Genomic DNA, 24,475 nt, shown 5'->3' with positions numbered 1-24,475 from the left:
AACCCCCCCATGAAAAACGGAGGGGTTGATACATTCGAAACAGACCACATTCCCTGTGGGAGCGAGCTTGCTCGCGATGACGGTGTTTCAGTCGACATCCATGGCGAATGTCAGACCGCTATCGCGAGCACGCTCGCTCCCACAGGATTTCCCTGCCAGGCAGGGAGAAGGGTGTCAGCTTCCTTTTTCACCTTTTTCCCGCGAAGGGTCGTACACCTTGGTCAAATCGCCACCGAGGCGGAACGTCTTGAACGGTTGCATTTCATGCTTGCGTTCCAGCACATCCTCGGAGCAGGTGTAGAGGCTGCAGAACGGTTCGAGCCAGGCGAATTTCGAATCGACCTTCAGATCCTTCATGTCCTGTTCGTCGCCGTTCTTCTCTTCGAAGATGTCCGGGTCTTTGACCCCGGCCAGCACCCGGTCACCCAGTCGCTTGAGGGCGCCGTTGTTTTCCTGGCGCAGGTCCACACCGTTGACCTGGGCAAAACTGGCGATCATCGCCAGTGGCGGCAGGGCATAGTTGTGATAGGACAGTGCCCGTTGCTTGCGCTTGAGTTCGTTGGGCAGGTAGCCCTCGGCGTCGACCTGATTGACGCCGACCTTGTATTCCTTGACGGCCCAGTCAAACAGGTCGCGGCGGTTGGTTGCCACGGAGGTGGCCATCACCGACCAGGCGGCCCAGTAGGAATGGTTGTTGGTCTTGTCCAACGGCAGGTTGTCCCAATCGCTGACCACCTGATCGGCCATCTTGCTGAACCAGCTTTCGATCAGTTGCGCCTGTTCCCGGTGGTTGGCCAGCGGCTGGGATTCGGAAAACTTCAGGCGCACATACGCCGAAGCCATGCTGCCCAAGGCCCATTTGCGCATGGACTTGCCGGTGTGGTTGAAGTCCTTGGACATCAACGCGTCGGCCTTGGCCCATGCGGTCAGCCAGTTCAGGGTGCATTCCAGTTGCTCGGGGCGACCGTCACGCATGAATTGCATCACTTGCTTGCTGACGCCGCGCTCGATCTTGGTGATGTCGGCGGTGCTGTCACGAAAGGCTTTTTCCGATTGCATGTTCAGGGTTGCACGGGCCTTGTCGGAGCCTTCGTACTTGCTGCGAAACTGCAGGGAACCGGTGTAGGGCGTCGGTGTTGCATCGCAGCCTTGGGCAGGATCGCCCGCCTTGACCTTTTCGATCGGTGCAAAGTAACCCTGTGGCGGGCGCAGCGGCGCTGCTGCCTGCGTGGCCCCGGCGAACATCGCCAGGGTCAGCAGCGACGGTGCCAGCAGCGTTTTCAACGTTCGGGTGCGCATGGTTCTGGTCATGAGACGAGACCTCATTGTCCGATTTGAGCCGTTTGTTCGGCTTGCGGAGATGCATTGCGTTTGCAGACTTTCGCTTCTACTTGCTGTGGCGCCGTACCGGCTTCAGGCCCCTGGACTTCTACAGCCAGCAGGTTCTGCGAAGCCCAGTCTTCGTCGGTGCGCAGTTGGAAGGCGAAACGTCCGTCGGTGTCGGAGGTATCCGGTTTTTCGATCTTGATATCCTCGTGGCGCCCATTCATGTACCAGAGGGTGGCTTGCAAGGTTTTCACCGAGGTGTCGGCGAAGCGGATGTCGATCTGGTGACTGCTATTACGCAGGTCCATATTCTTGCTATTGACCATCAATTCGTTCTTGCCTGGCTTGAGCGCAGTCTTGCTGCTCATGAGCGCTGGCTTGCCTTCGCAACCGTTGTTGTCCAGCAGCGCCATCATCTGGCGGTAGATGGTTTCCTGGTCCAGGCGATACAGCGGCGAGAATTCCCAGATCAGGATTTTCGGCGGGCTTTTCTGGAATTCTTCGCTGCCCAGGTACTGGATCATCGCGCCTTCGAAACCACCGCCGGGGAAGGCCACGTTGAGGATGTCGGCGCCGATGGCCTCTTCCAGGAAACCGGCGAAGTTGTAGTTCTTGCCGCTGTGACTGGTGCCCACCAGGGTGATCTGCGGGTTGCCGGAATCGCCGAACAGGTCGCCGTCGCCTGCCTCGCCCTTGGGCTCGGTGGTGAACTGGTCCATGTACTGGATCGCGTAGCTGGTACCGCACAGCTGCCCGGCCATGTTGTGCAGGGTGCCGGTCTTGCCCATGCGGCCGGACTTCTTGGTCTCGAACTCACGCTTGGGAATGTCGGCGAAGGCCGGGAGCTGCTTGACCTTCTCGGCGACGATCTTGGAGGTGCGCTGGGCGCCGTATGGCGTCCAGTGCTGGTCGCCACGGAAGTAGAAATCGTGGGCCGGCAGGGTATCGGGCAGGTTTTCGTTGGTCAGCGGCGACAGGTCCGGCACCACATAACCCATCTGGGCGAAACGGCCGAGCATGGATTTGTAGTTGGTCAGGGCCTTTTCAAAATCGAAGCTGGCCTTGTCCTGCGGGTTGAGTTTGTTGCGGTTCACCAGGCCCCGGGTCGGCTGGTAGACGAGCACCAGCTCGACGCCTTTTTTCTTGAACGCATCGTGCAATTGTTGCAGGCGCTTGTAACCGGCCGGGGTGGTGTTGAACTCGGTACGCAGGTCTTCCTGGGTACGGAACAGCCAGTCGCCCTGGGCCTGCACCAGCGTGGTGAAGTTCTGCTGATAGCGCGTGGTGTAGTTCTTCGCATCGTGGGCGGCAGGGCACAGGTTGCAGCAGGGCTCGGCGGTGAAGCTCGGGGCCTTGATTTCGTCGGCGCGTGCGCCGCTGGTGGCGGCGAGAATGCCGGCCGTCAGGGCGGACAGGCCCAGAAGTTTGATCATCTGTGGGTTCATAAAGGTCATCCTCAGTCCCGCATTTCGGTCTGGCGTTCGACAGGGTCGATCAGCACGGCTTTCTGCTGGCGCACCAGCAGGTCGAGAATTTCATCCTGGCGCTCGCCGAGAATTCCCGAGAAGCTGATGCCGCTGGATTTGGTCGGTGCGAGCATGGACACGCGGTACAGCTCAACGCTCAAGGGCGAGTCGATGGACAATGGGCCGCTGCCGTTGGCGGCCAGTTCGCCACCGACCACGATCAGCGAGACCTGGGCGTCGAACGGGTCGAGCTTGATGTCCCGGTCGGTATCGGACAGGTCCTTGATGTGGCCGTAGATACCGGTCAGGCCGTTGGCCATGGACACGTTTTCGTAGAGGCGAATGTTCACGCTGTTACGAATCCGGATGCCGTGTCGGCGGTTGCTGATCACTTTGTTGTCCCACAACAGGTTGTCACCACTCTCATAGAGCGTGATGCCGTCGGTGTGGTTCTTGTAGATCTCGTTGTAGGCGATGATGTTGTTCACGCTGTTACGGTCGATCACCAGGCCCGAGAGTTTGTTGTCGTAGCTGCGGTTGTTGAAAATGAAGCTGTCGTTGACCTCACGGGAAATAATGATCCCGTGCTTCTTCTTGGTCCCGTAGACGGTGTTGTCGGCGATGACCAACCGATGGGAACGGTCGTGGGGGTCAATGCCGTAGACGATGTTGTCTTTGTAGGTGTTGCCCTTGATGACAAAGTCGCGGGTCTCGTAGCAGTAGAAGCCGTACCACATGTCCGAGAACTCGGAACCGATGATCCAGCCGGTCGGTTCCGGGCGCTTGAGGACCTTGGCCATGTTCGGCGTGTACTGGGAAATACTCACCCCGTACGACTTACTGTTGGCGTAGCCGAAGCTGGCCATCTTGGAGTTGACGATGTAGGTCTCGGTACCGCCCCACGACAGCAGGAACGGACGGAATTCCTTGGGCGAACGGAACGTGGCGGGGCCATTGTCCTTTTCGCGCCAGCCGGTGACCTTGGTGTCGCTGATGAACATCTGGCCATCGTTGACCAGGAACGAGCCGCCTTCCTGGGACAGGCGCAGCTCTTGGGTCTGTTTGTCGATTTCCAGGATGCCTTTCTGGCCGACCACGATCGGAATCTTCGCCAGGTAGACACCTGGCGAAGATTCGATGACGTACTTGGGCACCTTCTTGGCCAGGTCCTTGAGGTTCATGTAGCCATCGTCGAGGAAGATGGCCTGTGGAATGCCGTGCTGACGCACCACCCACTCGGCCATCTTGTTGTCGCCGCCGATGAAGTCCTTCAAGGCGTTTTCCTGCATCATCCGGCGCACACTGATCTTGCCGGTTTTGGTCCGCACGATTTTCTTCGCGGCCGCTTCGGCGGTGAAGCCGGAGAGGTCGGGCAAGGTCGGCTTGGCCAGTTCCAGCGGCTCGGTCGGCGCAGTGCTGACGGTGTAGGTCTTGGCTTCTTGCAGACCCTTGACCACGTTGCCCGGCTTGACCACCGGTTCAACGTTGGCGAACGCCGGCGAGCCGGCCAGCAGCATCGCTGCGACCAACAGGCTGATCGAACCTTTCATCGCCTGGCTGTTCCTGAGGTAGCGGTTCATATCGGGCACTCCCATGGCCATTCGCATCAGAAGCGCCAGATCACGTCGACGAAGGCGCGATGCATGTACGAATCGACCTCTTTGCCGTAGGCGTCGCCTGGCTTGAACACACCGCCACGAAAGCGCACCAGCGCCGACGGCTCATCGATAGACTGGCTCAGTGCGGCTGGCAGCAGACCTTGCTTGAAGTACTTGGTGACCACCAGGTCGACCTCTTGGCCCAGGTCCTTGTTACCGTCATTGAGCGGCAGGGACGAAGTGGAGAGAATCGCGCCAGTCACGTCGTCGATATCGTTTTCAACGGCGTTGATGCCGTTGCTGCCCACCGGCTTGTTGCCGTCCACGCGCCAGAACTTGTGGTACACCAGGCTGGCGTCGTATTCGTCACGCAGCTGCCAGGAGCCGAACAGGCTGGCGCTCTGGGTGTTGGCCATTTCGCCCCGGAAGGCTTCGCCGAAACGGTGGACCCGCGAGCGGGTGCCGGTGAAGTTCGAACGGTTGCTTTGCAGGCCGTTCTGTTGGTACTCATCGCTGGCGCGGGCGTAGGCCGCACCGACTTGCCATTGCGGGTCGAGACGCAGGCGGATACCCAGGTCAGTGGCCCAGCCGTCCACGTCATCGCTGTGCTTGGCTTCTGTGGGGCGCGTGCCGTCGGCGTTGAGCGGGTTGACGGTGTCGCGCTCGCCGCTCATGCCGGTGATGCTGGCCCAGTAGTTGACCGTGTTGGTGTTGCGCCAGTTGTAGGCATCGCTGTTGGCTTCCAGGCCCAGCCAGGAGATGTCGCCGTTCTGGGTCTTGTCCAGGGAATCTGGCGCTTCGCCCGGGGTCGGGTAATCGAGGCTGCCATTGTCATGGGAATGGTGGGCACGGATACCGGCCCATTGACCTGGCATCCACTGGTAACCCACGTCACCGTAGACGTGCAGGCGATCCTTGTCCTTGGGGGACAATTCCTTGAGGTCGGTGCGGTATTCGCTGAAACGCTCGGCAACGCCGAGGTTGGCGCGCAACAACGTGGTATCGAAGGTCCAGTTCAGGGCCTCGATGTTCGTGTCGCGCCATTGGCCATCGTCGTTGCGCAGGCGCTGGCGACCGAACTTCAACTGCTCGCCAGGGTAGGGGGTCAGCCCACGGTAGCCAATCCAGAATTCGCGCATTGCCAGGTAGCTTTTCTTGGCTTCGCGGTCGCCGCTTTCGGTTTGCTGGGTGCTGCCATCGGACTGCTGCAGGGTATCGGTCTCGATGATGTCGGTCGACGTGACGGCCTGGCCCATGGCGTACGCGCTCCAGGCACCGCTTTCGCCATAGACCCAAGGGCGCACGTCCAGGCCGATACCGTTGACATCACCACCGCGTTGGGTGCCGAGGTCGCGGTCGTCTTCGGACTGGCCGGTGATTTTCACTTCCAGGCCGAAGTTCTTCTCATCGGTCAGGGCCGCCAAGGTCGGGCAGGACCACAGCAGGGCAAACGACAGACCAATACCGGCCTGCACAAAAGGATTGAGCTTCAAAGGCTTCATAGAGGTTCCTCGCCGTCATCTTCTTTTAGGGCTTGCAGTTCCAGCGTATCGGGGCTCATGGCGCCGCGAATGGCCTGCTCTTGTTGTAGCAGGCGCTGGGCTTGTGCAAGCTGCTCCGGCGGTAATTGTGCTTCGAGGGTCTGGGCAAGCTCAGTGGCTTGCGGGGTGTTCTGGGTCTTGGCCAACTGGCTGAACACATACGCATTGAGCGGGTTTGGCTTGGTGCCCTTGCCCTGGGAGAACAGCTGGGCGATGGCAAAGTCGGCACTGTTCTGGCCGTTGCGTGCGGCCTTGAGCAGATGGTCCAGGGCTTTTTGCGAGTACACCTGGCCCAGGTAACCGCGGCGATAGATCTGGCCGAGGTAGTAATCGGCTGCCACTTCGCGGCCAACGGCTTTCTGGAAATGCGCCTCGGCGACCTTGGCGTCAGCCGGTACCCACTTGCCTTCGTAATAGAGCTTGCCCAACAGCAGTTCGGCACGAGGCTGGTCGGCGGCGCGGCCGTTTTCCAGGTATTGCATCATCTTGTCGACGTCGCCCAGTTCGGGGAAGTCGTAGAGAATCTGCGCCAGGCTGACCCAGGCAGCGGGGTAGGCAGGGGCGATTTCTTCGAGCAGCGACTGGGCGGTTTTTTCGTCGGTCTTGCCCAGGCTGGCATCGGCCAGTACCCGGGCGACGCTGTCTACCCGTTGGGCGGATACCACACCAGCGCGGTGACCGGCCTGCATCTGCTTGAGCAACTCGGCCTGCTGTTCCGGCTGGCCACGTTTCTGATAGACCGTGGCCAGTTCGACGTAGCAGATATCGGTGGTGGCCAAGGCCGCCTTGCAGACTTTTTCCACCTCGTCCAGATGCTGGTCGTAGGTGCCTTGGGTGCGATACAGCAGAATCTGCGCCAGGCCCGCTTCCGGGTAACCGGCGCTGCGCCATTGGCTGATCTGCTGCTGGGCGTTGATGTTCGGGAAACTGTGGGGGTACTGCAGGTACAGCATTGCCAGCGGGATAAGGGTACTGCTTTCACCGTTGGCGAACGCTTTCTTCAACAGGCCTTCGGCTTCGTGTTTTTCAGCTTCGGTGGAGCCGGGCTTGGCCACCAGCAGGCGCCCCAGGCGAGCCTGGGCGCGTGGGGAAATATCGGCCGCGGCGCGGTAAGTCGCCTCGGCCTTTTTCATCTGCTCGGGATCGCGGCTGTCCACCTGAATATCGGCCAGGCCGACCTGGGCTTCGCTGTAGCCCAGGTCTGCCAGTTGCTGATAGTTCTGCTGCGCCAGTGTCGTGTCGCCGCGCTTGAGCGCTTCGTTGGCCAGGCGCTGGTCGGGCAAGCCGGCGCAGCCGCTAAGGCTGACTGCCAGTGCCAGTGCACACATCGCATACCCGGTGTGGGCATTGCGCGAGCGAGCGCGCTCCCACAGGGTCTGCGGCGTGGTCAGGATTTTTGTAATGGTCACGGGCATATCCTCGACTTAAATACCGACGGCCATGGCTTTGTCGATCAGCCAGCTCAGGTTCGGGCCACGGTCGCTGTTGACTTCTACCGGACGGCCGGACAACGAGCTGTCCAGTGGTTCGTCGGGCTTGATCAGCACACGGATATCGGAGGACAGGTCTGCGCTTTTCAAGCTGGTGCTGCTGACAATCTTGCCGGTGCGGATTGTGTCTTCGCCGGCAACCTGGAAGCTGACTGCGGTGCCTGGACGCACGTCGCCGAACTGGCGATAGGAGAAGCGCGCCTCGACGTTGGCTTCAGCGCCACGAGGAACCAGTTCGAAGATCACGTCACCCTTGCTGGCGTACTGACCGTCGGACACCAGTTGCTGGGCCACGATGCAGTCGCACGGAGAGGTCAGGGTGCCGGTCATTTGCTTGCCGAACAGTTCTTCGACCTTGGCTGGCTGCAGCTGGTTGTCGTCCAGGTGACCCTTGAGCACGTCGAGCATGCTGGTGCTGAACGTGGCCAGCGGGGCACCTTTGGCGGCGACGCCGTCAGCCTTGACCAGGCTCTGCACGGTGCCGTCGCGTGGCATGGTGATGGCCATGCCCGGTACGTTCACCAGGCCTGCCTGGGCGTGGCTGACGAAGTACATGCCGTACAGCGATTTGAAGATGAAGCCGAACGCTGCCAGGCCGACGATGAAAATCGCCAGGCTGAAGGTCACGGCACGCAGGCGCCCGAGGGCAGTCATGCCACCGTTCTGGTCCTTCTGCTTGCGCGCCTTGGTGAAGTTGTCGCGCTGCAGGGTCGCCAGCACGTCGCCGACGCCGACGATGTCGCCCGCCAGGTGCGAGGTGATGATGTGGCGCAGTGTCGAGATGTCCCGAGGTTCCAGGTTCTGGAACTGGCAACCGGTGCGACCGGTCTGGCGGTCGTAGGAGCGGATCTGCAGTTCCACGTCCATGGCCAGGCCAAGGTTGTCGATCACGAACTGCAGGCGACCCTTGTAGGATTCGCCAACCTTGAGCGGCATCTGGCCGGCGTTGAAGCACAGGCCTCCGGCGGAAAGGTCCAGGACCTTGACTTCCATGGGCGTACGGTCGGGGCCGAAGAAGCGCAACTTGGCCGGGATTTTCACTCGGGCGTGTTGGCGCTGGGCTTCGGATTCATGCACTACGTTGACATTCACGGCGGTGTTCATAGGGGCGATTTCCTAGTTAATTCAGGCAAGTCCGGTCAGACCATCGTCAGCAGCACGGCGACAAAAATGCTACCGGCGGAGAAGGTCATGGTCCGAGACGACCAAGTGTTGAACCAACGTTGAAAGCTGGCGAGATCACGGGTCAGGTGGGTGGGCTGGCGCGTCCAGGATTGTTGATCCAGGCGGAAGAACACGTAGATCTTCACCAGCGCGCCGACGATCTGGTTGTAATAGAGAATCGCCGGGTAGGCAGGGCCGATCCGGTGTCCGGAGCACGACAGCAGCAAGGTCAACAGCAACCGTGTGATGCCGATCCACAGCAGGTAAACCAGGATGAACGCGGTGCCGTACTTGAAGCTCGCGATCAGTGCCACGGTCAGGCCCAGCAGCGAGGTCCACATCGACACGCGCTGGTCAAACAGCACCACCGAGGTAAACAGGCCCAGACGCCTCATGCCCAGGCCAAGTGCCCGGGAGTTCTGCCGCAGGTTGTTGCCGTACCAGCGGAACATCAGCTTGCGACTGGCTTTGATGAAGCTCTTTTCTGGCGGGTGCTCAACGGTGTTGATCGCCGCGTCAGGCACGTAGAACGTGTCGTAGCCCAGGCGCATCAGGCTGAACCAGCTGGACTTGTCGTCACCGGTGAGAAACTTGAAGCGACCCAGGCGCCAGTGTTGCAGCGAGTCGCTTTCCACGTCGGCGATGAAGTCCGGGTTGGTCACCACGGTGGCGCGGAACACTGACATGCGCCCGGTCATGGTCAGCACGCGCTTGGACAGGGCCATGGAGCACATGTTGATGTGACGCTGGGCGAAACGCAGTTTGTGCCATTCGCTCATGATGTAGCCGCCGCGAACTTCGCAGAACTCGTTGGTGGTCAGGCCGCCGACATTGCCGAACAGCTGGAACCACGGCACGGTCTTGCGCACCACGCCTTCGGCGAGCACGGTGTCGCCGTCGATCACGGCAACCACTGCACGGTCGTCCGGCAGGTGGCGGGAGATCGCGCGGAAACCAAAGGCGAGGCCGTCACGCTTGCCAGTACCCGGGATGCGCACGAAATCCAGCTTGACCCGCTCTGGCGGGTTCATGCGGGCCCAGAGGCTCTTGACCAGCAGTTCGTCGGACATTTCCACGATGGAGCAGACCACGGTGGTGGGCAGCCCGCAGTCGATCGCTTCGCGAATCACCGAGCTGTAGACCTGGGCGGTGGTCAGCGCGTCGATCCGGAAACTGGTGACCATCAGGTACACGTGGGACGGATCCGCCGCCTTGCCCAGCTTGCGGACCTTGCGGCGCAGATGCGGGTAGACGATGTACAGGAAGATCATGCCGCGCACGAAATGCGTTGCTCCCATGGAGTAACGCCAGATGCCCACGGCGCCGATCAGGAAGATGAAGTCCTTGGAGTCGGAGTCGAACGTGGACGTGGGCAGCGCCATGGCGATGCCCATCAATAAACTCAAGTAAAACAGCCAACCGGCGGCCTGAAGCAGGCCGTGCTTTAGCCTGTGCATAATCTGCATCCGTCTCTATCTCGGGCGGGCCTTGTGGGCGGCCCGATGGGTTAAGGCAGGCGAAAGGCCGGCCGGGGCCAAGCCCCGGCCGGCAAACAGATTTACCAGCAAATGCCTTCGGTCCGGCCACTCGGGTCGGTGGCCTTGGACATGAAACCGACCAGGTCGATGACCTGCTTGCCTTCCGGTACGTTCTCGGTGAGCGCGCGGAACTTCTCGTCGCGGTTGCCGAGAATGATGATGTCGGCGCTGTCGATCACTGCATCGAAATCGGAGTTGAGCAAGGACGAGACGTGAGGGATCTTCGACTCGATGTAATCCTTGTTCGCACCGTGGACGCGGGCGTATTCGACGTTGGCGTCGTAGATCTTCAGGTCGAAACCCTTGCCGATCAGCATTTCCGCCAGTTCCACCAGAGGGCTTTCACGCAGGTCGTCGGTGCCGGCCTTGAAGCTCAGGCCCAGCAGGGCGACCTTGCGCTTGTCATGGCTGGAAACGATGTCGAAGGCGTTCTGCACCTGGGATTCGTTGCTGCGCATCAGCGAGTTGAGCAGTGGCGCTTCCACGTCCAGGGAGCCTGCGCGGTAGGTCAGGGCGCGGACGTCCTTGGGCAGGCACGAGCCGCCGAAGGCGAAGCCTGGACGCATGTAGTACTGGGACAGGTTCAGGGCCTTGTCCTGGCAGACCACGTCCATCACGACACGACCATCGACGCCGACGGCCTTGGCGATGTTGCCGATCTCGTTGGCGAAGGTCACCTTGGTGGCGTGCCACACGTTGCAGGTGTACTTGATCATTTCAGCGACGGCGATGTCCTTGCGGATGATCGGTGCGTCGAGCTCTTCGTACAGCGATTGCAGAACGTCGCCAGAAGCTTTATCGAACTCGCCGATAACGGTCATCGGAGGTTGATCGTAGTCTTTGATCGCGGTGCTTTCGCGCAGGAACTCTGGGTTCACTGCGACGCCGAAATCAACCCCGGCTTTCTTGCCGGAGCAGTCTTCGAGGATCGGGATGACTACGTTTGCCACGGTGCCCGGCAGGACGGTGCTGCGCACCACGATGGTGTGGCGAGTGGTCTTTTCACGCAGGACAAAACCGATCTCGCGGCACACCGCTTCGATGTAGTTCAGTTCCAGGTCGCCGTTCTTTTTGCTCGGAGTACCGACGCAAATCATCGACAGGTCAGTATCGCGAATCGCTTCGGCGAAGTTGGTAGTGCCGCGCAGACGACCTGTTTCAATGCCTTGTGCCAACAGCTCGCCAAGACCCGGTTCAACGATCGGTGATTTACCCGAGTTGATCATGTCGATTTTGTCTTTGGCGACATCTACGCCAACTACATCATGGCCCCGTGCAGACAGGCAACCGGCACATACTGCACCGACGTAACCCAAACCAAATATGCTAATGCGCATCGCATTTCCCTCTGTTTTCATGCCATTAAATGGCCGGAGTTAATAGTGTTCAGCGGTCATCGAGCACTCGGAAGTGTGGAATGCAGGCGCCACAGTGCCGTGTGCAGGCATACTAAGTTCCGAGTGTCTAAATAAGTGCACTCAAGTTGTGCGCAAAGCGGCCTAGTTGTTATGACCTGCCCTGTTATGCAGCCAGTTCTCTTTTTTCGAGAACGCTCGTGCAAAAAGTCCTTACCTCCGATCTCTGGCAAAAAGCCCACAAAATCAGAAGCTTGTGTGCTCGGGTGAGCACGTTATAGGGGCGCAGCCTTGGCCTTGTAGGGGATAGTAATGGTGCAGTATCTCCTGTCCTTTATAAGATGGATCCAAATAGGCGACCGTTTCGCTAAATTGCCATGACAACTTGGTTACTTGGCTCGGCGCCCATGTAAGTCATCTCTTACACGCTCAGCGAGAATCGTTACGGGTGGTATGAGCCGTGCATTTCGACATAGTTCCGATCCGCTCATCAGCATTTTCGAAATTTTTCGAAATATTTTGCAAGATGGCACTAATCTCAAGATGATGGCACTTGCCATTTCATCCTTTGTAAATGGGGAGTTAGGCGGGGTAGATATTTATGTGCCACTACCGATAAAAAATTTTTGTGCCACTACGCAAAAAACTGACGAGTGTCGAGTGAAAGAAAAGTTAGCGAATGGAGGGGGCGATTTATTGGCGTCATTGAACTGACGAAGCGCGAGGGAAGTTGGATGACGAATACTAGTTTAATCGAGGCCCCCGATCAGGGGGCGTTAATAAGGTGGTGCGTTATTCAGGGGCATGATCACGCAGGAAGACCAGTTTGTCCGGGCTCGACTGTTGTGGGTTGAAGCGGTAGCCCTGCACATCGAACTGTTTGAGGGCGGCGGGATCATTGATGCGCTCTTGAATGACAAACCGGCTCATCAAGCCTCGGGCTTTTTTGGCGTAGAAGCTGATGATTTTGTACTGGCCGTTTTTCAGGTCCTTGAATTCGGTATCGATGACGCGCGCTTTCAGTGCGCTGCGCTTGACCGCCGAAAAGTATTCGTTGGACGCCAGGTTCAACAACACGTCATCGCCTTGGTCAGCCAGGGCTTCGTTCAGCCATTCGCTGATGCGCGTTCCCCAGAACGCATACAAGTCCTTGCCGCGGGCATTGGCCAGCTTCGTGCCCATTTCCAAGCGATAGGGTTGCATCAGGTCCAGCGGGCGCAGAAGCCCGTAAAGGCCGGAGAGCATGCGCAGGTGCTGTTGGGCGTAGTCGAAGTCGGCTTCGCCAAAGCTTTGAGCATCCAGGCCGGTGTAGACATCACCCTTGAAGGCCAGCAGGGCCTGTTTGGCATTGGCCGGGGTGAACGCCGGGGTCCAGCTGCCGAACCGCGCGGCATTGAGGCCGCCGATCTTGTCGGAGACGTGCATCAATTCGCTGATCTGCGCCGGCGAGAATTCACGCAGTTGCTCGACCAGCTCCTGGGAATGGTCCAGGTATTGCGGCTGGGTAAAGCGTTCAGTGGCCGGCGGCGTTTCGTAATCAAGGGTCTTGGCGGGGGAAATCACCATCAGCATGCAATCATCTCCTTCAAAGGTGCCGCGATTCTAGGGGGTTGTCCGGGTGGACTCCAGCTATTGGGGCGATAGGTGATGGATGGGCGAGTACAGATGAGCTTTTGTGGCGAGGGAGCTTGCTCCCGCTGGGTTGCGAAGCAACCCCAAGGAAGATGGCGACGCTTCGCGCTCGAGCGGGAGCAAGCTCCCTCGCCACAAAAGCTTCTCTCCCCACAAAAGCTTCCCCACCACGATGGGTTTGGCTGGATCGGCTATGATGCCGCGCGGGTTTCGTTATGGAGACATCACTTTTGCGTATCGTGCTTCTGCTATCGGCCTGGCTGTTGAGCCTCGGCGCCTTTGCCGCGCCCAACGACGTCGCCACCCTGGACCGCAGCACCTGGCCGGAGTCACTCACCAGCCCGGCTTTGTTCGACGTGGCCTCGCGGGCCGAAATCCTGATGTTCGCCCGTGTCTTGTTGGACACCGACGCCATGGACGAAATCGCGCTCAAGCAGTACTTGGGTCTGCGCTCGATCAATATGGCGGCGATCGCCACCCTTCGCGCGCGGTTGTGGCAGCGGTTGCTGACCAGCTACAACTTTGCCCAGCAAAGCTGCGACCAGGATGCTTCCTTCTGTTATCTGGTCGAGGACATGGCCTCCCTGCGCGAAGAGGCGGGCAGATTCCAGCTCGATGAAAACTCCTATTACATCAAGTGGGCCGAGCCGAGCCGGATCTTCCATACCCAGTACCGCGATGAATTACTGCGCAAGGCTGCGCTGTTTCCGCAGAGCAGCAGCGAAATCGACCGTTTCGGCGAGTACGAGCGCAACGGCGACGACATGAACGACCGGCTGTTTCTGCTGACCTTCGACAGCGGTGCCAACATCGTGCCGGACAATACGCCGTGGCTGACCGAATACCTGCGCAAATCGAACATGAGCGGCACCTTCTTTGTGCTGGGCAAAGACATCCAGGCGCGGCTCGCCGATCGCTCGGTCAACAGTCTCCAGACTTTATATTCGGGTCAATGCGTGGGGGTGCAGGGCTGGGAATTTCGCTCCCACAGCTTTTGGCAGGACTGGCAGGATTCGGTGCGACGCAGCGTCGACTTGGTCAAGGGCAAGCTGCCGGAGAACTACGTGCCGCTGTTCCGGCCACCCCAGGGCCAGCGCCGTGGCGATGCGGGGGCTTTTTTTCGGAACCAGGGCCTGCAAGTGGCACTGTGGGATATCGACCCCCAGGACAGCAGCAATCGGCTCAAACCCGAGCAAAGCGCCCAGCGCGTGCTGACATTGATGCTGTTGTGGCGCCACGGAGTGATCAACTTCAACGCCAAGCAGGATGCGGTGAAGACGGCGCTGCCCTGGCTGATGACGCAAACGGCGCAAAGTGGGATCGGTTGGGAGGATTGTCAGGAGGCGTTTCACTGAGGCCGCGAAAGGCCGTAAACACTGGGGCAGGAGGAAAAAACGGGACACATTCATGGCGACCGGACTTCCGACTTTAACGGTGCAGTGGCGCAACGCCAAGGGTTATTCGTCACTCTGAAAAATAAACTTCAAAAAAACGTCAAAGTACTTTTTCCTGTCATGGTTTTTGGAGTATCAAGAAGACAGACCGCCGAAACCTGCAACACAGGTGGCGTCTTCCAAGACCCAGTTTGTGTGCAGTTCACCTGAATCGTCGCGGGTGAATTCGGTGGCTACTTCGAGGCGCAGCACTGTCACGGTATTGCGTCGAATGGCCCCCACAAAGGTGACCGAGTATGGATGACCACGGACGTAGCCCTTCCTCCAACCAGCCAATCCTCTATGTACTCGATACCAACGTATTGATCCACGATCCAAACGCACTTCTGAACTTCGAAGAACACCACGTTGCCATCCCAATGACCGTGCTTGAGGAGCTGGACAAACTCAAGAGCGGGCACCACAGCGTTGCGGCCGAATGCCGGCAGGCAATCCGCCTGATCGACAAGACCCTGGGCGATGCCTCCCCTGAAGACGTTGAACTCGGGGTGTCGATCCAGCGTGGCAAAAGCGGCCCCAAGGGCCTGCTGTCGATCCTGATGAGCAAGCGCACCGAACCCAACCTGGTGCTGCCTGAACACCTGAACGACAACATCATCATCAACCAATTGATCGACCTGCACGCGCGCAACAAGGACCAAGCCGTGGTGCTGGTGACCAAAGACATCAACATGCGCCTCAAGGCCCGCGCCTGCGGGATCGCGGCGGAGGACTACAGCACCGACCAATTGGTCGACGACGTCTCGCTGTTGCCCAATGGCTACCACAACATGACCGGCTCCTTCTGGGACCGTGTGAGCAAGGTCGAAACCCGCCAGGACCACGGCCGCACCTGGCACCAGGTGCAACTGATCGACAACCTGCCGGCGGTGCACATCAATGAATTCATCATCGACGAACAAGGATTCGTCGGCTGGATCAAGGAAATCCACGTCGACAAGCTGCTGATTCTCGACCTGCACCAGGAGCCCTTGCTGCATCAGGAGGCCTGGGGCCTCAAGCCGCGGGACATCTACCAGAGCCTGGCGCTGTTCGCCTTGCTCGACCCGGATATCCACCTGGTCAACCTGTCCGGCGCCGCCGGTTCCGGCAAGACCATCCTGGCCCTGGCCGCCGCCATCGAGCAGACCATGGTCAGCAAGCGCTACCGGCGCATCATCGCCACCCGCAGCGTGCAGGGCTTGGACCAGGAAATCGGCTTCCTGCCCGGCACCGAAGCGGAAAAAATGGAGCCTTGGCTGGGCGCCATCACCGACAACCTCGAAGCCTTGCACATGGATGACGAAAGTACCCATGGCAGCGTCGACTACATCCTCAGCAAAGTGCCGTTGCAGTTCAAATCCCTCAACTACATTCGAGGCCGCAGCTTCCAGCAGAGCCTGATCCTGATCGACGAATGCCAGAACCTCACCCCGCACCAGATGAAAACCATCATTACCCGTGCCGGGGCCGGTTCCAAAGTGGTGTGCCTGGGTAACCTGGCGCAGATCGACACCCCTTACCTGTCCGCGACCAGCTCCGGGCTGACCTACCTGACTGAACGCTTCAAGGATTTCCCCAACGGGGTCCATATCACCCTGCAGGGCGTGCCACGCTCGATCCTGGCCGAATACGCCGAATCGCATCTGTAACCCCAGCCAAACCGGGCGACCTCCACATCGCCCGGTTTTTTTGCGCCCGACAAATTACCCCTGTGGGAGCGAGCTTGCTCGCGATGACTGTGCATCAAATAAAAAATAAGTGTCTGGCCCACCGCCATCGTGAGCAAGCTCGCTCCCACAGGGATCCGCGGTGTCTGGCAAATTGCAGGTGCGACAATCAGTCGTGCCGGAATCTGACCGGCGGGTTTACAATCGATGCTCCCGATCAGGAGTAACCCTGTGCTGACTCATCTCGATTCCCAAGGTCGCGCCAACATGGTCGACGTGACCGACAAGGCCGTGACGTTCCGTGAAGCCACGGCCGAAGCCTTTGTGCGCATGTTGCCCGACACGCTGCAGATGATTGTCAGCGGCGGCCATCCCAAGGGCGATGTATTCGCTGTTGCGCGCATTGCCGGCATTCAGGCGGCGAAAAAAACCAGCGATCTGATTCCACTCTGTCATCCGTTGATGCTCACCAGCGTCAAGGTCGAGCTCAGTGCCGAAGGCGAGGATCAGGTGCGCATCGTTGCCCGGTGCAAGCTGTCTGGGCAGACCGGTGTGGAGATGGAGGCACTCACGGCCGCCAGTGTTGCCGCGCTGACCATCTACGACATGTGCAAGGCCGTGGATCGGGGCATGACCATCGAAGGCGTGCGGGTGCTGGAAAAGCTCGGCGGTAAAAGTGGTCACTTCCAGGCGGATGCACGATGAACATCACCGTGAAGTTCTTTGCTCGTTATCGTGAGGCCGTGGGCGTGGATTCGGAGCAGATCGCAGGGGATTTCTCCACGGTGGACGACGTTCGGACACTGCTGGCCGCGCGTGAGGGGTTTGATGTGTTGCGCGAGCAAAACCTGATGTGCGCTCGCAACGAAGACCTGTGCCAGCTCGACGAGCCGCTGGCCGATGGCGACGAAGTGGCGTTCTTCCCCACCGTGACCGGAGGCTGAGCCATGGCGATTCGTGTGCAGGCCGATCCGTTCGATCCGGGAGCAGAAGTCAACGCGATGCACGCGGCCAACGTCGGCGTCGGGGCGGTGGTGAGTTTTGTCGGCTACGTACGTGACTTCAATGACGGCCTCGATGTGTCTGGGATGTTCCTGGAGCACTACCCGGGCATGACTGAAAAGGCCCTGGGCAAGATCGCCACCGAGGCGGAGCAACGCTGGCCGTTACTCAAGCTGGAGGTGCTGCACCGCATCGGTGTCCTGGAACCGGGCGAGCCGATTGTTTTCGTGGCGGCCGCCAGTGCCCATCGCCAGGCGGCATTCGACGCCTGCGCCTTTGTCATGGACTACCTCAAGACCCGCGCGCCGTTCTGGAAGAAAGAGAACACCGCCGACGGCCCGCGGTGGGTTGAAGGGCGGGACAGTGATCATGCGGCGGCGGATCGCTGGAAGCAGTAGATACCCTACAGATTTTCATTGAGTGTCATGCCGCCATCGCGAGCAAGCTCGCTCCCACACGGGATTGGTGTCGTACACAGTATTTGTTTCGACAAAGTCCCCCTGTGGGAGCGAGCTTGCTCGCGATGAGGCCATCAGCCTCCCATCACTTTCTCCTGTCCCCCAATTGACGATCTGTACATTAAAGTCCAGTATGGATTTATAAGTACACGTAAAGTCATTGCCTCACCTTTCTCTGCCAAACCAACAACAATCCGCGAGAGATCGATCATGAAAAAGCTCCCCCTCTTCACCGGCCTGGCCTTGAGTCTGTTGGCCGCCAGCAGTCTGTTTGCCGCTGAGAAAACCCTGCGCATCGGCATCGAAGCGGCCTATCCGCCGTTTGCTTCCAAAACCTCGGAAGGGAAGATCGAGGGGTTCGACTACGACATCGGCAATGCCCTGTGCGCGCAGATGAAGGTCAAGTGCGAGTGGATCGAGAGTGAGTTCGACGGGCTGATTCCGTCATTGAAGGTGAAGAAAATCGACATGGCGCTGTCGTCCATGACCATCACCGAAGAGCGCAAGAAGTCGGTGGATTTTACCCACAAGTACTACTTCACCTCGTCGCGGCTGGTCATGAAGGAGGGGGCGGTGGTCGATGACCAGTACGCCAGCCTCAAGGGCAAGACCGTGGGCGTGCAGCGCGCGACCACCACCGACCGCTTCGCCACTGAAGTCTTCGAACCCAAGGGCGTGACGGTCAAGCGCTACAGCAACAACGAAGAAATCTACATGGACCTGGCGTCCGGTCGCCTGGACGCGATTTTCGCCGACACCATCCCGCTGGAGGACTTCCTGTCGATGCCTCGGGGCAAGGGCTACGCGTTTGTCGGGCCGGAGCTCAAGGACCCGAAATACGTTGGTGAAGGTGCCGGTATCGCGGTGCGCAAGGGCAATACCGAATTGGTGACGGACTTGAACAAGGCCATTGATGGGATTCGGGCCAATGGGGAGTATCAGAAGATCCAGAGCAAGTATTTCAAGTCGGATATCTATGGCGACTGATTAATCGCTATCGCGAGCAAGCTCGCTCCCACACGGGATGTCATTGGACGCAAAAATGTGTTCGACGCAGATACCTTGTGGGAGCGAGCTTGCTCGCGATGGCGCCAGACCAGGCAATACAAATCTCAGCCCTTCAACTCCTTCAAATGCTTGTACACCGTCGCCCGCCCCATGTTCAGTACATTGGCCACATAGTTGGAGGCGCTTTTGCCCTTGAAGGCGCCTTCAGCGTGCAGCGCCAGCACCAACTCGCGTTTATGGTCACGGGTCAGCAGGTTCAGGCTCAACTGACGTTCGCGCATCCAGGCGTGCAGAAAGGTGTTGATTCGCTCCTGCCAGTCATCGCGAAACAGTGAGTCCGGCTGGGGGATCAATTTGCCTGGCGACAGGAACAGGTCCAGCGCCGCCTTGGCATTTTCGAACAACGAGATATTCAGGTTGATGCACAGCACCGCCAGCGGACGGCCCTGGGCGTCGCGCAGTACGCTGCTGAGGCTGCGAATTTTCTGTCCGTCCCAATTCAGCTTTTCGTACGGCCCGATGTTACGTTCGCGGGTGTCGTCGCTGAGCATATCCTCCAGGGACGAATCATTCCCAATCTCGCGCTTGGAGAGGTTGTTGGCGATGTAGTCGACTTTCTGCGTGCGCAGATCGTGCAGCACCACTTCGGCGTGGGGATAGAACAGCGTGGCGATGGCGTCGGCGATGGTGCGGAAATTATCCAGTGCCGGATCGGGTTGTGCGGCGTTCATGACAGGGCTCCAGGCAGCGTCAGCGCCCCGTGAAGCAGGGGCGCGGGGGAGTGTGCCGCAATCGTGGCGATGCGTCACCTGGGTGGATCAACCCAGGCGCTTGGGCGACAGCAGGGCGCTGCTCAGGCCGAAACCGGCCAGGCCCTCGGGCAGCGGTTCGCCCCGCACCAGCGCCGCGCTGGCCTGGCCCATGGCTGGGGAGGTCTGGATGCCATAGCCGCCTTGGGCCGCGACCCAGAACAGCCCGGGCACCTGTGGATCGAAACCGCACAGCAGGTCACCGTCGTGCACGAAACTGCGCAATCCGGCCCAGGTGCGGGTCGGCCGGCGAATGGTCAGGGTGGTGGCTTCTTCGATCTGGTAGATGCCCATGGCGATGTCCAGTTCTTCGGGCTGCACGTCGTGAGGTTCCACCGGGTCGGCGTTGGCCGGCGAACCGAGGAACATGCCGGCGTCGGGCTTCATGTAGAAGGATTCGTCCAGGCTCACCAGCATCGGCCAGTCATGAATATCCACGCCCTCGGGGCCGGCGAAGATAAAGGCCGCGCGCCGCTTGGGTTGCAGCCCCAATTTCCGGGCGCCGGCCATTTCGGCGATCTGGTCGGCCCAGGCGCCGGCGGCGTTGATCAGCACCGGCGCGCTGAAGGCCTGGCTGGCGGTTTTCACCTGCCACAGTCCCTGTTCGTCGCGACTCAGGCCGAGCACTTCACTGTCGGTGTGCACTTCACCACCATTGCGGCGAATACCGCGCAGGTAGCCTTGGTGGAGTGCATCGGTATCGATGTCACAAGCCGTGGGGTCGTAGATCGCGCCGTGGACCTTGTCCCGTCGCAGGATCGGCAGCCGCACACAAGCTTCTTCGGCGCTGAGCAGCTGCATTTGCGGCACGGTAGCCTTGGCGCTGAGGTACTGGTTGTTCAACTCGGCGGGGTCGCCGGTGAAATCCACGGTCATTTCGCCACGCGGCGTGAGCAAGGGATGTTCGCAAAATCCGCTCGGCGGGGTGTCGAAGAAGTCACGACTGGCCTGGGTCAACGCCCGTACCTGAGGAGTGCCGTAGGCAGCGGTGTACAGCGCCGCGGAACGTCCGGTGGAGTGGTAGGCCGGATGGGATTCACGCTCGAGCACAATGACCCGACCGTGGGGGGCCAGCCAGTAACCGGTGGAAGCCCCGGCAATGCCGCCGCCGATGATGATGAAATCTGCTGAGGTCATGAAGCTCTCCTATGGAGCACATTGCCGGGAGTTCGTACAACCCTGTGGGAGCGAGCCTGCTCGCGATAGCGGTGTGTCAGCCACATATATTTATCTGATACACCGCTATCGCGAGCAAGCTCGCTCCCACACGGGAATGTGGTGTGTCAGTTTTGAAGTCGGTACAGCGCATTCGCCAGCGCAATATCTTCCAGCCCAAGGCCAATAGAGCGGAAGAACACATGGCGTTGATAGTCTGGGCGCGCGACCTGTCCGCTAAGCAGTCCGGGCAAGTCGCCGACAATGCTCGACGCCTGCCAGCCGTGCTGTTCGCCAGCGATCAACATTTCACCGGCCGAGCCGGGCGTGGTCTGACGGTAATCGCAGAACACGTCCATGTCGTTGAGGCTCTGCGGCGGTACTTCGTGGGCGCGGGGGGCGTTGGTGCTGATGGAGGTGATCAGCGCCGGTTTGCCGAGGGTCTGTGGGTCGAGCACCGCTTTGGCGGAGGAGGTGCAGAGCATCACCACATCGGCGTCCTGTAGCGCTGCTTCAAGGCTGGCGGCGATTTGCAGGCGCGGGTCCAAGTCGGTGATCGACGCCAGTTCCTGTGCCGTTTTGCCTTTCAGGCTAGGCGAATAGAGGCTGATACCTTGCCAGTCCCGCAAGCCCTTGACGTACTGCACGTGGGCTCGCGCCACTGCGCCACTGCCGATGACCGCGAGGCGCCGGGTGTGGAGCGGGGCGAGGGCATCGACGGCGACGGCCGTGGTAGCGGCGGTACGGGCGGTCGTCAGTTCGGCGGCATCGCACAACAACAGGGGCTGGCCGGTCTGCATCGACATCAGCAAGGTCCAGGCGGTCACCAATGGACCTTGTTCGCGCACGATATAGGGCGAGGTCTTGACCCCGTAGACCTGGTCTTGCGCCAGCACGCCAAGGTAGTTGATGAAATCCCCGGCGCCTTGGGGGAATTCCACAAGTTGCTGGGACGGTTGCACCGCTTGCCCGGCGGCGAGATCGCGGAACAGCTTGCGCAGGATTTGCGGCACATCGACCTGAGCGAGTAGTTCGCGGGCCTGGGCTTGGTTCATCACGTAGGGCGTGCTGGACATCGGGACTCCGAGTTGCCGTGTTTAAACTTATTTGTCCATTATGGACTTTTAGTTTATTCGAGCAATATCACAGGCGAAAAAAAAGCGCAGCCTTTACGGATGCGCTTTTCTTTTTTCTAGCGGCGGTCAGGGCCGCTTGCGCTCAACCGGCCGCAACAGATGCGTCGGCGGCGTTTCGCAATTGATCTTTTTCCCCAGCAGCGCCTCGATGGACGGCAACTGATAGGAATCATCCTCACCGGCGAAGCTGATGGAGACACCCGCGGCGCCTGCACGGCCGGTCCGGCCGATCCGGTGGACATAGTCATCCGGCTCTTCCGGCAGGGTGAAGTTGATCACATGGCTGATACCGTCGATGTGAATGCCGCGACCGGCCACGTCGGTGGCCACCAGCACGCGAATCTTGCCTTCGCGGAAACCTTCCAGCGTCTTGATGCGCTTGTGCTGCGGCACATCGCCCGACAGTTGGGCGGCGTTGACGCCATCGCGCACCAGGCGCTCTTCGACGCGTCGCACTTCATCCTTGCGGTTGGCGAACACCATCACCCGCTCCCAGCCGTTGTCGTTGACCAGGTTGTAGAGCAACTTGTATTTGTCGGCGCCGGCCACTGCGTAGATGTGCTGCTCGACATTTTCGCTGGCGACGTTCAGCGCCTCGATCTCGACGATGGACGGGTCGGTGGTCCATTGCTTGGCGAGGTTCATCACGTCTTCGGTGAAGGTGGCGGAGAACAGCAGGGTCTGGCGTTCGCTTTTCGGTGGGGTCTGGCGAATGATCTGGCGTACCTGGGGAATGAAACCCATGTCGAGCATGCGGTCGGCTTCATCCAGCACCATCACTTCGACCATGTCCAGGTGCACGTCGCCGCGCTGGTTGAAATCCAGCAGACGGCCCGGTGTGGCGACCAGGATGTCGCAGTGGCGGGCTTCGAGGTGCTTGAGCTGCTTGTCGAAGTCCATGCCGCCCACGAACGTCATGACGTTCAGGCCGGTGTACTTGGTCAGGTCGGCGGCGTCCTTGGCGATTTGCACCACCAGTTCGCGGGTCGGCGCGATGATCAGTGCCCGCGGCTCGCCCATGTAGCGTTCTTTGGGCGGTGGGGTCTGGAGCAGCTGGGTGATGATGGAGATCAGGAATGCGGCGGTCTTGCCGGTGCCAGTCTGGGCGCGGCCGATGGCGTCTTTACCGGCAAGGGTGAAGCCCAGTACTTGCGCCTGGATCGGCGTGCAATACGGGAAGCCCAGGTCCTGGATGGCGTGCATCAGCTCAGGGGCGAGCTTGAAATCGTGGAAGCGGGTCTTGCCTTCCTGGGGTTCTACAACGAAGTCCTCGAGCTTCCAGGCGACGACCGGCGGTTTTGGTGCGCGTTCGCGGCGTGGCTTGGGGGCTTCGTTATGTGGCATTTCGGGTTCAGGAGCAATAAGAGGCTGGGCGGCGGGCTCTTTTTTGGCCTGTGCAACAGGGGCCGCCCGGCGCGGTTGTTGCGCATCGGTACGGCTCTGGCTGTGGACAGGGGCGCTGGCGCCAGGCGCGAGCTGCTCGGCCTCGCTTTTACCGAACATCTTCTTGAGTGCTTTGAGCACGGTCATCTCATCGATTGGTTAAGGAATGTACGCCGGCCAGTGTAATGCAAGAACCGGGCGCGGCGTAGTGTGATGATCAATGCATTGACATGGCTAACAGGCGTATTAGCGCAACCGCTCGGTCAGCCAGGCGCCGATGTCGCGAATCTCTTCGGGTAACACTTCGTGGCCCATTGGGTATTCTTGCCATGTCACGGTGACACCATGCTGCTTTAAATACTCCTTTGCGGTGCGCCCCATCGGGTTGAGTACCACTTCGTCGTATTGCCCGTGCAGTGCCAACACCGGAATGCGTTGCTGGCTGGCCGATAACTGCAGTTCATCACTGAACGTCGGGGCATAGGTGGACAGCGCAATCACGCCTCCCAACGGACCCTGCCATTTCACGAAAGCGGTGTGATAAACCACCGCGCCGCCTTGGGAAAATCCGGCCAGGAAAATCCGCGAGGCGTCTATTCCGCTGGCTCGCTGGGTTTCGAGCAGGTCGATGACCCGTTGAGCCGAGACTTCCAGTTGTTGTTCGTCAATGGCCCGGGCCGGGCTCAGGGCACGGATGTCGTACCAACTGGGCATGGCGGAGCCACCGTTTATGGTGACTGGCTGGGTCGGTGCCTGGGGCAGAACGAAGCGCGTGGTGAGCAAGCTTTGCTGCAATATTTCAGCGACTGGCAAAAAATCATAACGATCGGCGCCCAGGCCGTGGAGCCAGATAACGCACGCATCGGCAGTGCCGCTGGGCTCGAGAATCAAGGGGTCGGTCATGGTGTGCTCCAAAAGTGTGCGGTCGCGCTCAATCAGTGCGTGATTACAGTGCGCGCCTGGTGTCTCAGTTAATTAGATGTCGCAAAACTACAACTTTTTGTCTTGACGTGTTTCACAAGGGCTAAGCGCAGCGGTGTGGTACGGGCTTTGCTATGAGGAACCCTGAGTGATGATTCTTACGCTGCGCGGTAACACTATCAGCTAGACGCGACGCATGGGATATCAGAAATCCGGTGATGGATGTTCGCCAATAGCCGCTACGGGGCTTCGCGAACGTGAAGGGCTACAGCCCGTTCGGCCGATTGGTGAGAAGTGGGCATGGCCACTGTTTGTGGACGTTCTCATTAATAGACTCATAGCGAAGGTCCAAAACGTCGGTTGACCCGAAAAAAAGCCAACAAGGGTCGG

Annotated in this window: 21 protein-coding genes; 7 read left to right on the top strand and 14 right to left on the bottom strand. The window is 59.8% G+C overall.

Features of this window, described 5'->3' with window-relative positions; genetic code table 11:
• Positions 1-174: 174 nt before the first annotated feature.
• From QNH97_RS23305 to QNH97_RS23270, 8 genes are all read right to left on the bottom strand, one after another.
• Positions 175-1,299 carry a mannuronate-specific alginate lyase gene (locus QNH97_RS23305; RefSeq protein WP_283557538.1) on the bottom strand — a complete coding sequence of 375 codons (1,125 nt, stop codon included), beginning with the start codon at positions 1,297-1,299 and terminating at the stop codon, positions 175-177.
• Positions 1,300-1,322: 23 nt separating this feature from the next.
• Positions 1,323-2,771, bottom strand: a complete 1,449-nt coding sequence (locus QNH97_RS23300; protein WP_283554098.1) for an alginate O-acetyltransferase — start codon at positions 2,769-2,771, stop codon at positions 1,323-1,325.
• Between the two features lie 11 nt (positions 2,772-2,782).
• Positions 2,783-4,372 carry a mannuronan 5-epimerase AlgG gene (gene algG / locus QNH97_RS23295; RefSeq protein ID WP_283554097.1) on the bottom strand — a complete coding sequence of 530 codons (1,590 nt, stop codon included), beginning with the start codon at positions 4,370-4,372 and terminating at the stop codon, positions 2,783-2,785.
• Between the two features lie 26 nt (positions 4,373-4,398).
• Complete coding sequence (locus QNH97_RS23290) at positions 4,399-5,883, bottom strand: alginate export family protein (RefSeq protein WP_283557537.1); 1,485 nt, start codon at positions 5,881-5,883, stop codon at positions 4,399-4,401.
• Positions 5,884-5,888: 5 nt separating this feature from the next.
• Positions 5,889-7,346 (bottom strand): alginate biosynthesis TPR repeat lipoprotein AlgK, encoded by a 1,458-nt coding sequence (gene algK / locus QNH97_RS23285; protein WP_283554096.1) that lies wholly within the window; start codon positions 7,344-7,346, stop codon positions 5,889-5,891.
• A 9-nt stretch (positions 7,347-7,355) separates the two neighbouring features.
• Positions 7,356-8,525 carry an alginate biosynthesis protein Alg44 gene (locus tag QNH97_RS23280; protein WP_283554095.1) on the bottom strand — a complete coding sequence of 390 codons (1,170 nt, stop codon included), beginning with the start codon at positions 8,523-8,525 and terminating at the stop codon, positions 7,356-7,358.
• Positions 8,526-8,560: 35 nt separating this feature from the next.
• Positions 8,561-10,042, bottom strand: coding sequence for a mannuronan synthase (alg8, locus tag QNH97_RS23275; protein WP_502944414.1), 1,482 nt, complete (start codon positions 10,040-10,042; stop codon positions 8,561-8,563).
• 101 nt (positions 10,043-10,143) lie between these two features.
• Positions 10,144-11,460: a nucleotide sugar dehydrogenase gene (locus QNH97_RS23270; protein WP_283554094.1), complete on the bottom strand. Its 1,317-nt coding sequence runs from the start codon at positions 11,458-11,460 to the stop codon at positions 10,144-10,146.
• A 471-nt stretch (positions 11,461-11,931) separates the two neighbouring features.
• Here QNH97_RS23270 and QNH97_RS23265 point away from each other — a divergent pair, with 471 nt between their 5' ends.
• Positions 11,932-12,192, top strand: a complete 261-nt coding sequence (locus QNH97_RS23265) for a hypothetical protein (protein ID WP_283554093.1) — start codon at positions 11,932-11,934, stop codon at positions 12,190-12,192.
• Positions 12,193-12,270: 78 nt separating this feature from the next.
• On the opposite strand, the gene yaaA is transcribed toward QNH97_RS23265, so the two are convergent.
• A complete protein-coding gene (yaaA, locus tag QNH97_RS23260) occupies positions 12,271-13,050 on the bottom strand; it encodes a peroxide stress protein YaaA (protein ID WP_283554092.1) in 780 nt (259 codons plus the stop codon).
• Positions 13,051-13,340: 290 nt separating this feature from the next.
• On the opposite strand from yaaA, the gene QNH97_RS23255 reads away from it, so the two are divergent.
• The 6 genes from QNH97_RS23255 to aotJ all read left to right on the top strand — a co-directional run bounded on the left by QNH97_RS23255 (position 13,341) and on the right by aotJ (position 18,660).
• Complete coding sequence (locus tag QNH97_RS23255; RefSeq protein ID WP_283554091.1) at positions 13,341-14,465, top strand: polysaccharide deacetylase family protein; 1,125 nt, start codon at positions 13,341-13,343, stop codon at positions 14,463-14,465.
• A gap of 335 nt (positions 14,466-14,800) precedes the next feature.
• The gene (locus tag QNH97_RS23250; RefSeq protein WP_025215363.1) at positions 14,801-16,195 is read left to right on the top strand and encodes a PhoH family protein; all 1,395 of its coding nucleotides are present in this window, start codon (positions 14,801-14,803) and stop codon (positions 16,193-16,195) included.
• A 249-nt stretch (positions 16,196-16,444) separates the two neighbouring features.
• Complete coding sequence (gene moaC, locus QNH97_RS23245) at positions 16,445-16,918, top strand: cyclic pyranopterin monophosphate synthase MoaC (RefSeq protein ID WP_283554090.1); 474 nt, start codon at positions 16,445-16,447, stop codon at positions 16,916-16,918.
• The gene (locus tag QNH97_RS23240; RefSeq protein WP_283554089.1) at positions 16,915-17,157 is read left to right on the top strand and encodes a MoaD/ThiS family protein; all 243 of its coding nucleotides are present in this window, start codon (positions 16,915-16,917) and stop codon (positions 17,155-17,157) included. Before moaC ends, QNH97_RS23240 begins: the two co-directional genes overlap by 4 nt.
• Before the next feature lie 3 nt (positions 17,158-17,160).
• The gene (gene moaE, locus QNH97_RS23235) at positions 17,161-17,613 is read left to right on the top strand and encodes a molybdopterin synthase catalytic subunit MoaE (protein ID WP_283554088.1); all 453 of its coding nucleotides are present in this window, start codon (positions 17,161-17,163) and stop codon (positions 17,611-17,613) included.
• Positions 17,614-17,883: 270 nt separating this feature from the next.
• Positions 17,884-18,660, top strand: a complete 777-nt coding sequence (aotJ, locus tag QNH97_RS23230; RefSeq protein ID WP_283554087.1) for an L-arginine-binding protein AotJ — start codon at positions 17,884-17,886, stop codon at positions 18,658-18,660.
• Positions 18,661-18,785: 125 nt separating this feature from the next.
• Here the strand turns inward: aotJ and QNH97_RS23225 are convergent, their stop codons facing one another.
• From QNH97_RS23225 to QNH97_RS23205, 5 genes are all read right to left on the bottom strand, one after another.
• On the bottom strand, positions 18,786-19,412 hold the full coding sequence (locus QNH97_RS23225; RefSeq protein ID WP_283554086.1) for a helix-turn-helix transcriptional regulator: 627 nt from the start codon (positions 19,410-19,412) through the stop codon (positions 18,786-18,788).
• An 87-nt stretch (positions 19,413-19,499) separates the two neighbouring features.
• Entirely contained in the window at positions 19,500-20,627 is a 1,128-nt protein-coding gene (locus QNH97_RS23220; RefSeq protein ID WP_283554085.1) for an NAD(P)/FAD-dependent oxidoreductase, read from the bottom strand.
• Positions 20,628-20,773: 146 nt separating this feature from the next.
• A complete protein-coding gene (locus QNH97_RS23215) occupies positions 20,774-21,721 on the bottom strand; it encodes an ornithine cyclodeaminase family protein (protein ID WP_283554084.1) in 948 nt (315 codons plus the stop codon).
• 126 nt (positions 21,722-21,847) lie between these two features.
• Positions 21,848-23,311, bottom strand: a complete 1,464-nt coding sequence (gene rhlB / locus QNH97_RS23210; RefSeq protein WP_283554083.1) for an ATP-dependent RNA helicase RhlB — start codon at positions 23,309-23,311, stop codon at positions 21,848-21,850.
• 99 nt (positions 23,312-23,410) lie between these two features.
• Complete coding sequence (locus tag QNH97_RS23205) at positions 23,411-24,067, bottom strand: alpha/beta hydrolase (protein ID WP_283554082.1); 657 nt, start codon at positions 24,065-24,067, stop codon at positions 23,411-23,413.
• Positions 24,068-24,475 lie beyond the last annotated feature (408 nt).

It is taken from the genome of Pseudomonas sp. G2-4 (genome assembly GCF_030064125.1).
Classification (GTDB): domain Bacteria; phylum Pseudomonadota; class Gammaproteobacteria; order Pseudomonadales; family Pseudomonadaceae; genus Aquipseudomonas.
The sequence above is the reverse complement of the archived record's forward strand: the minus strand, read 5'-3'. Positions and strand labels throughout refer to the sequence as shown.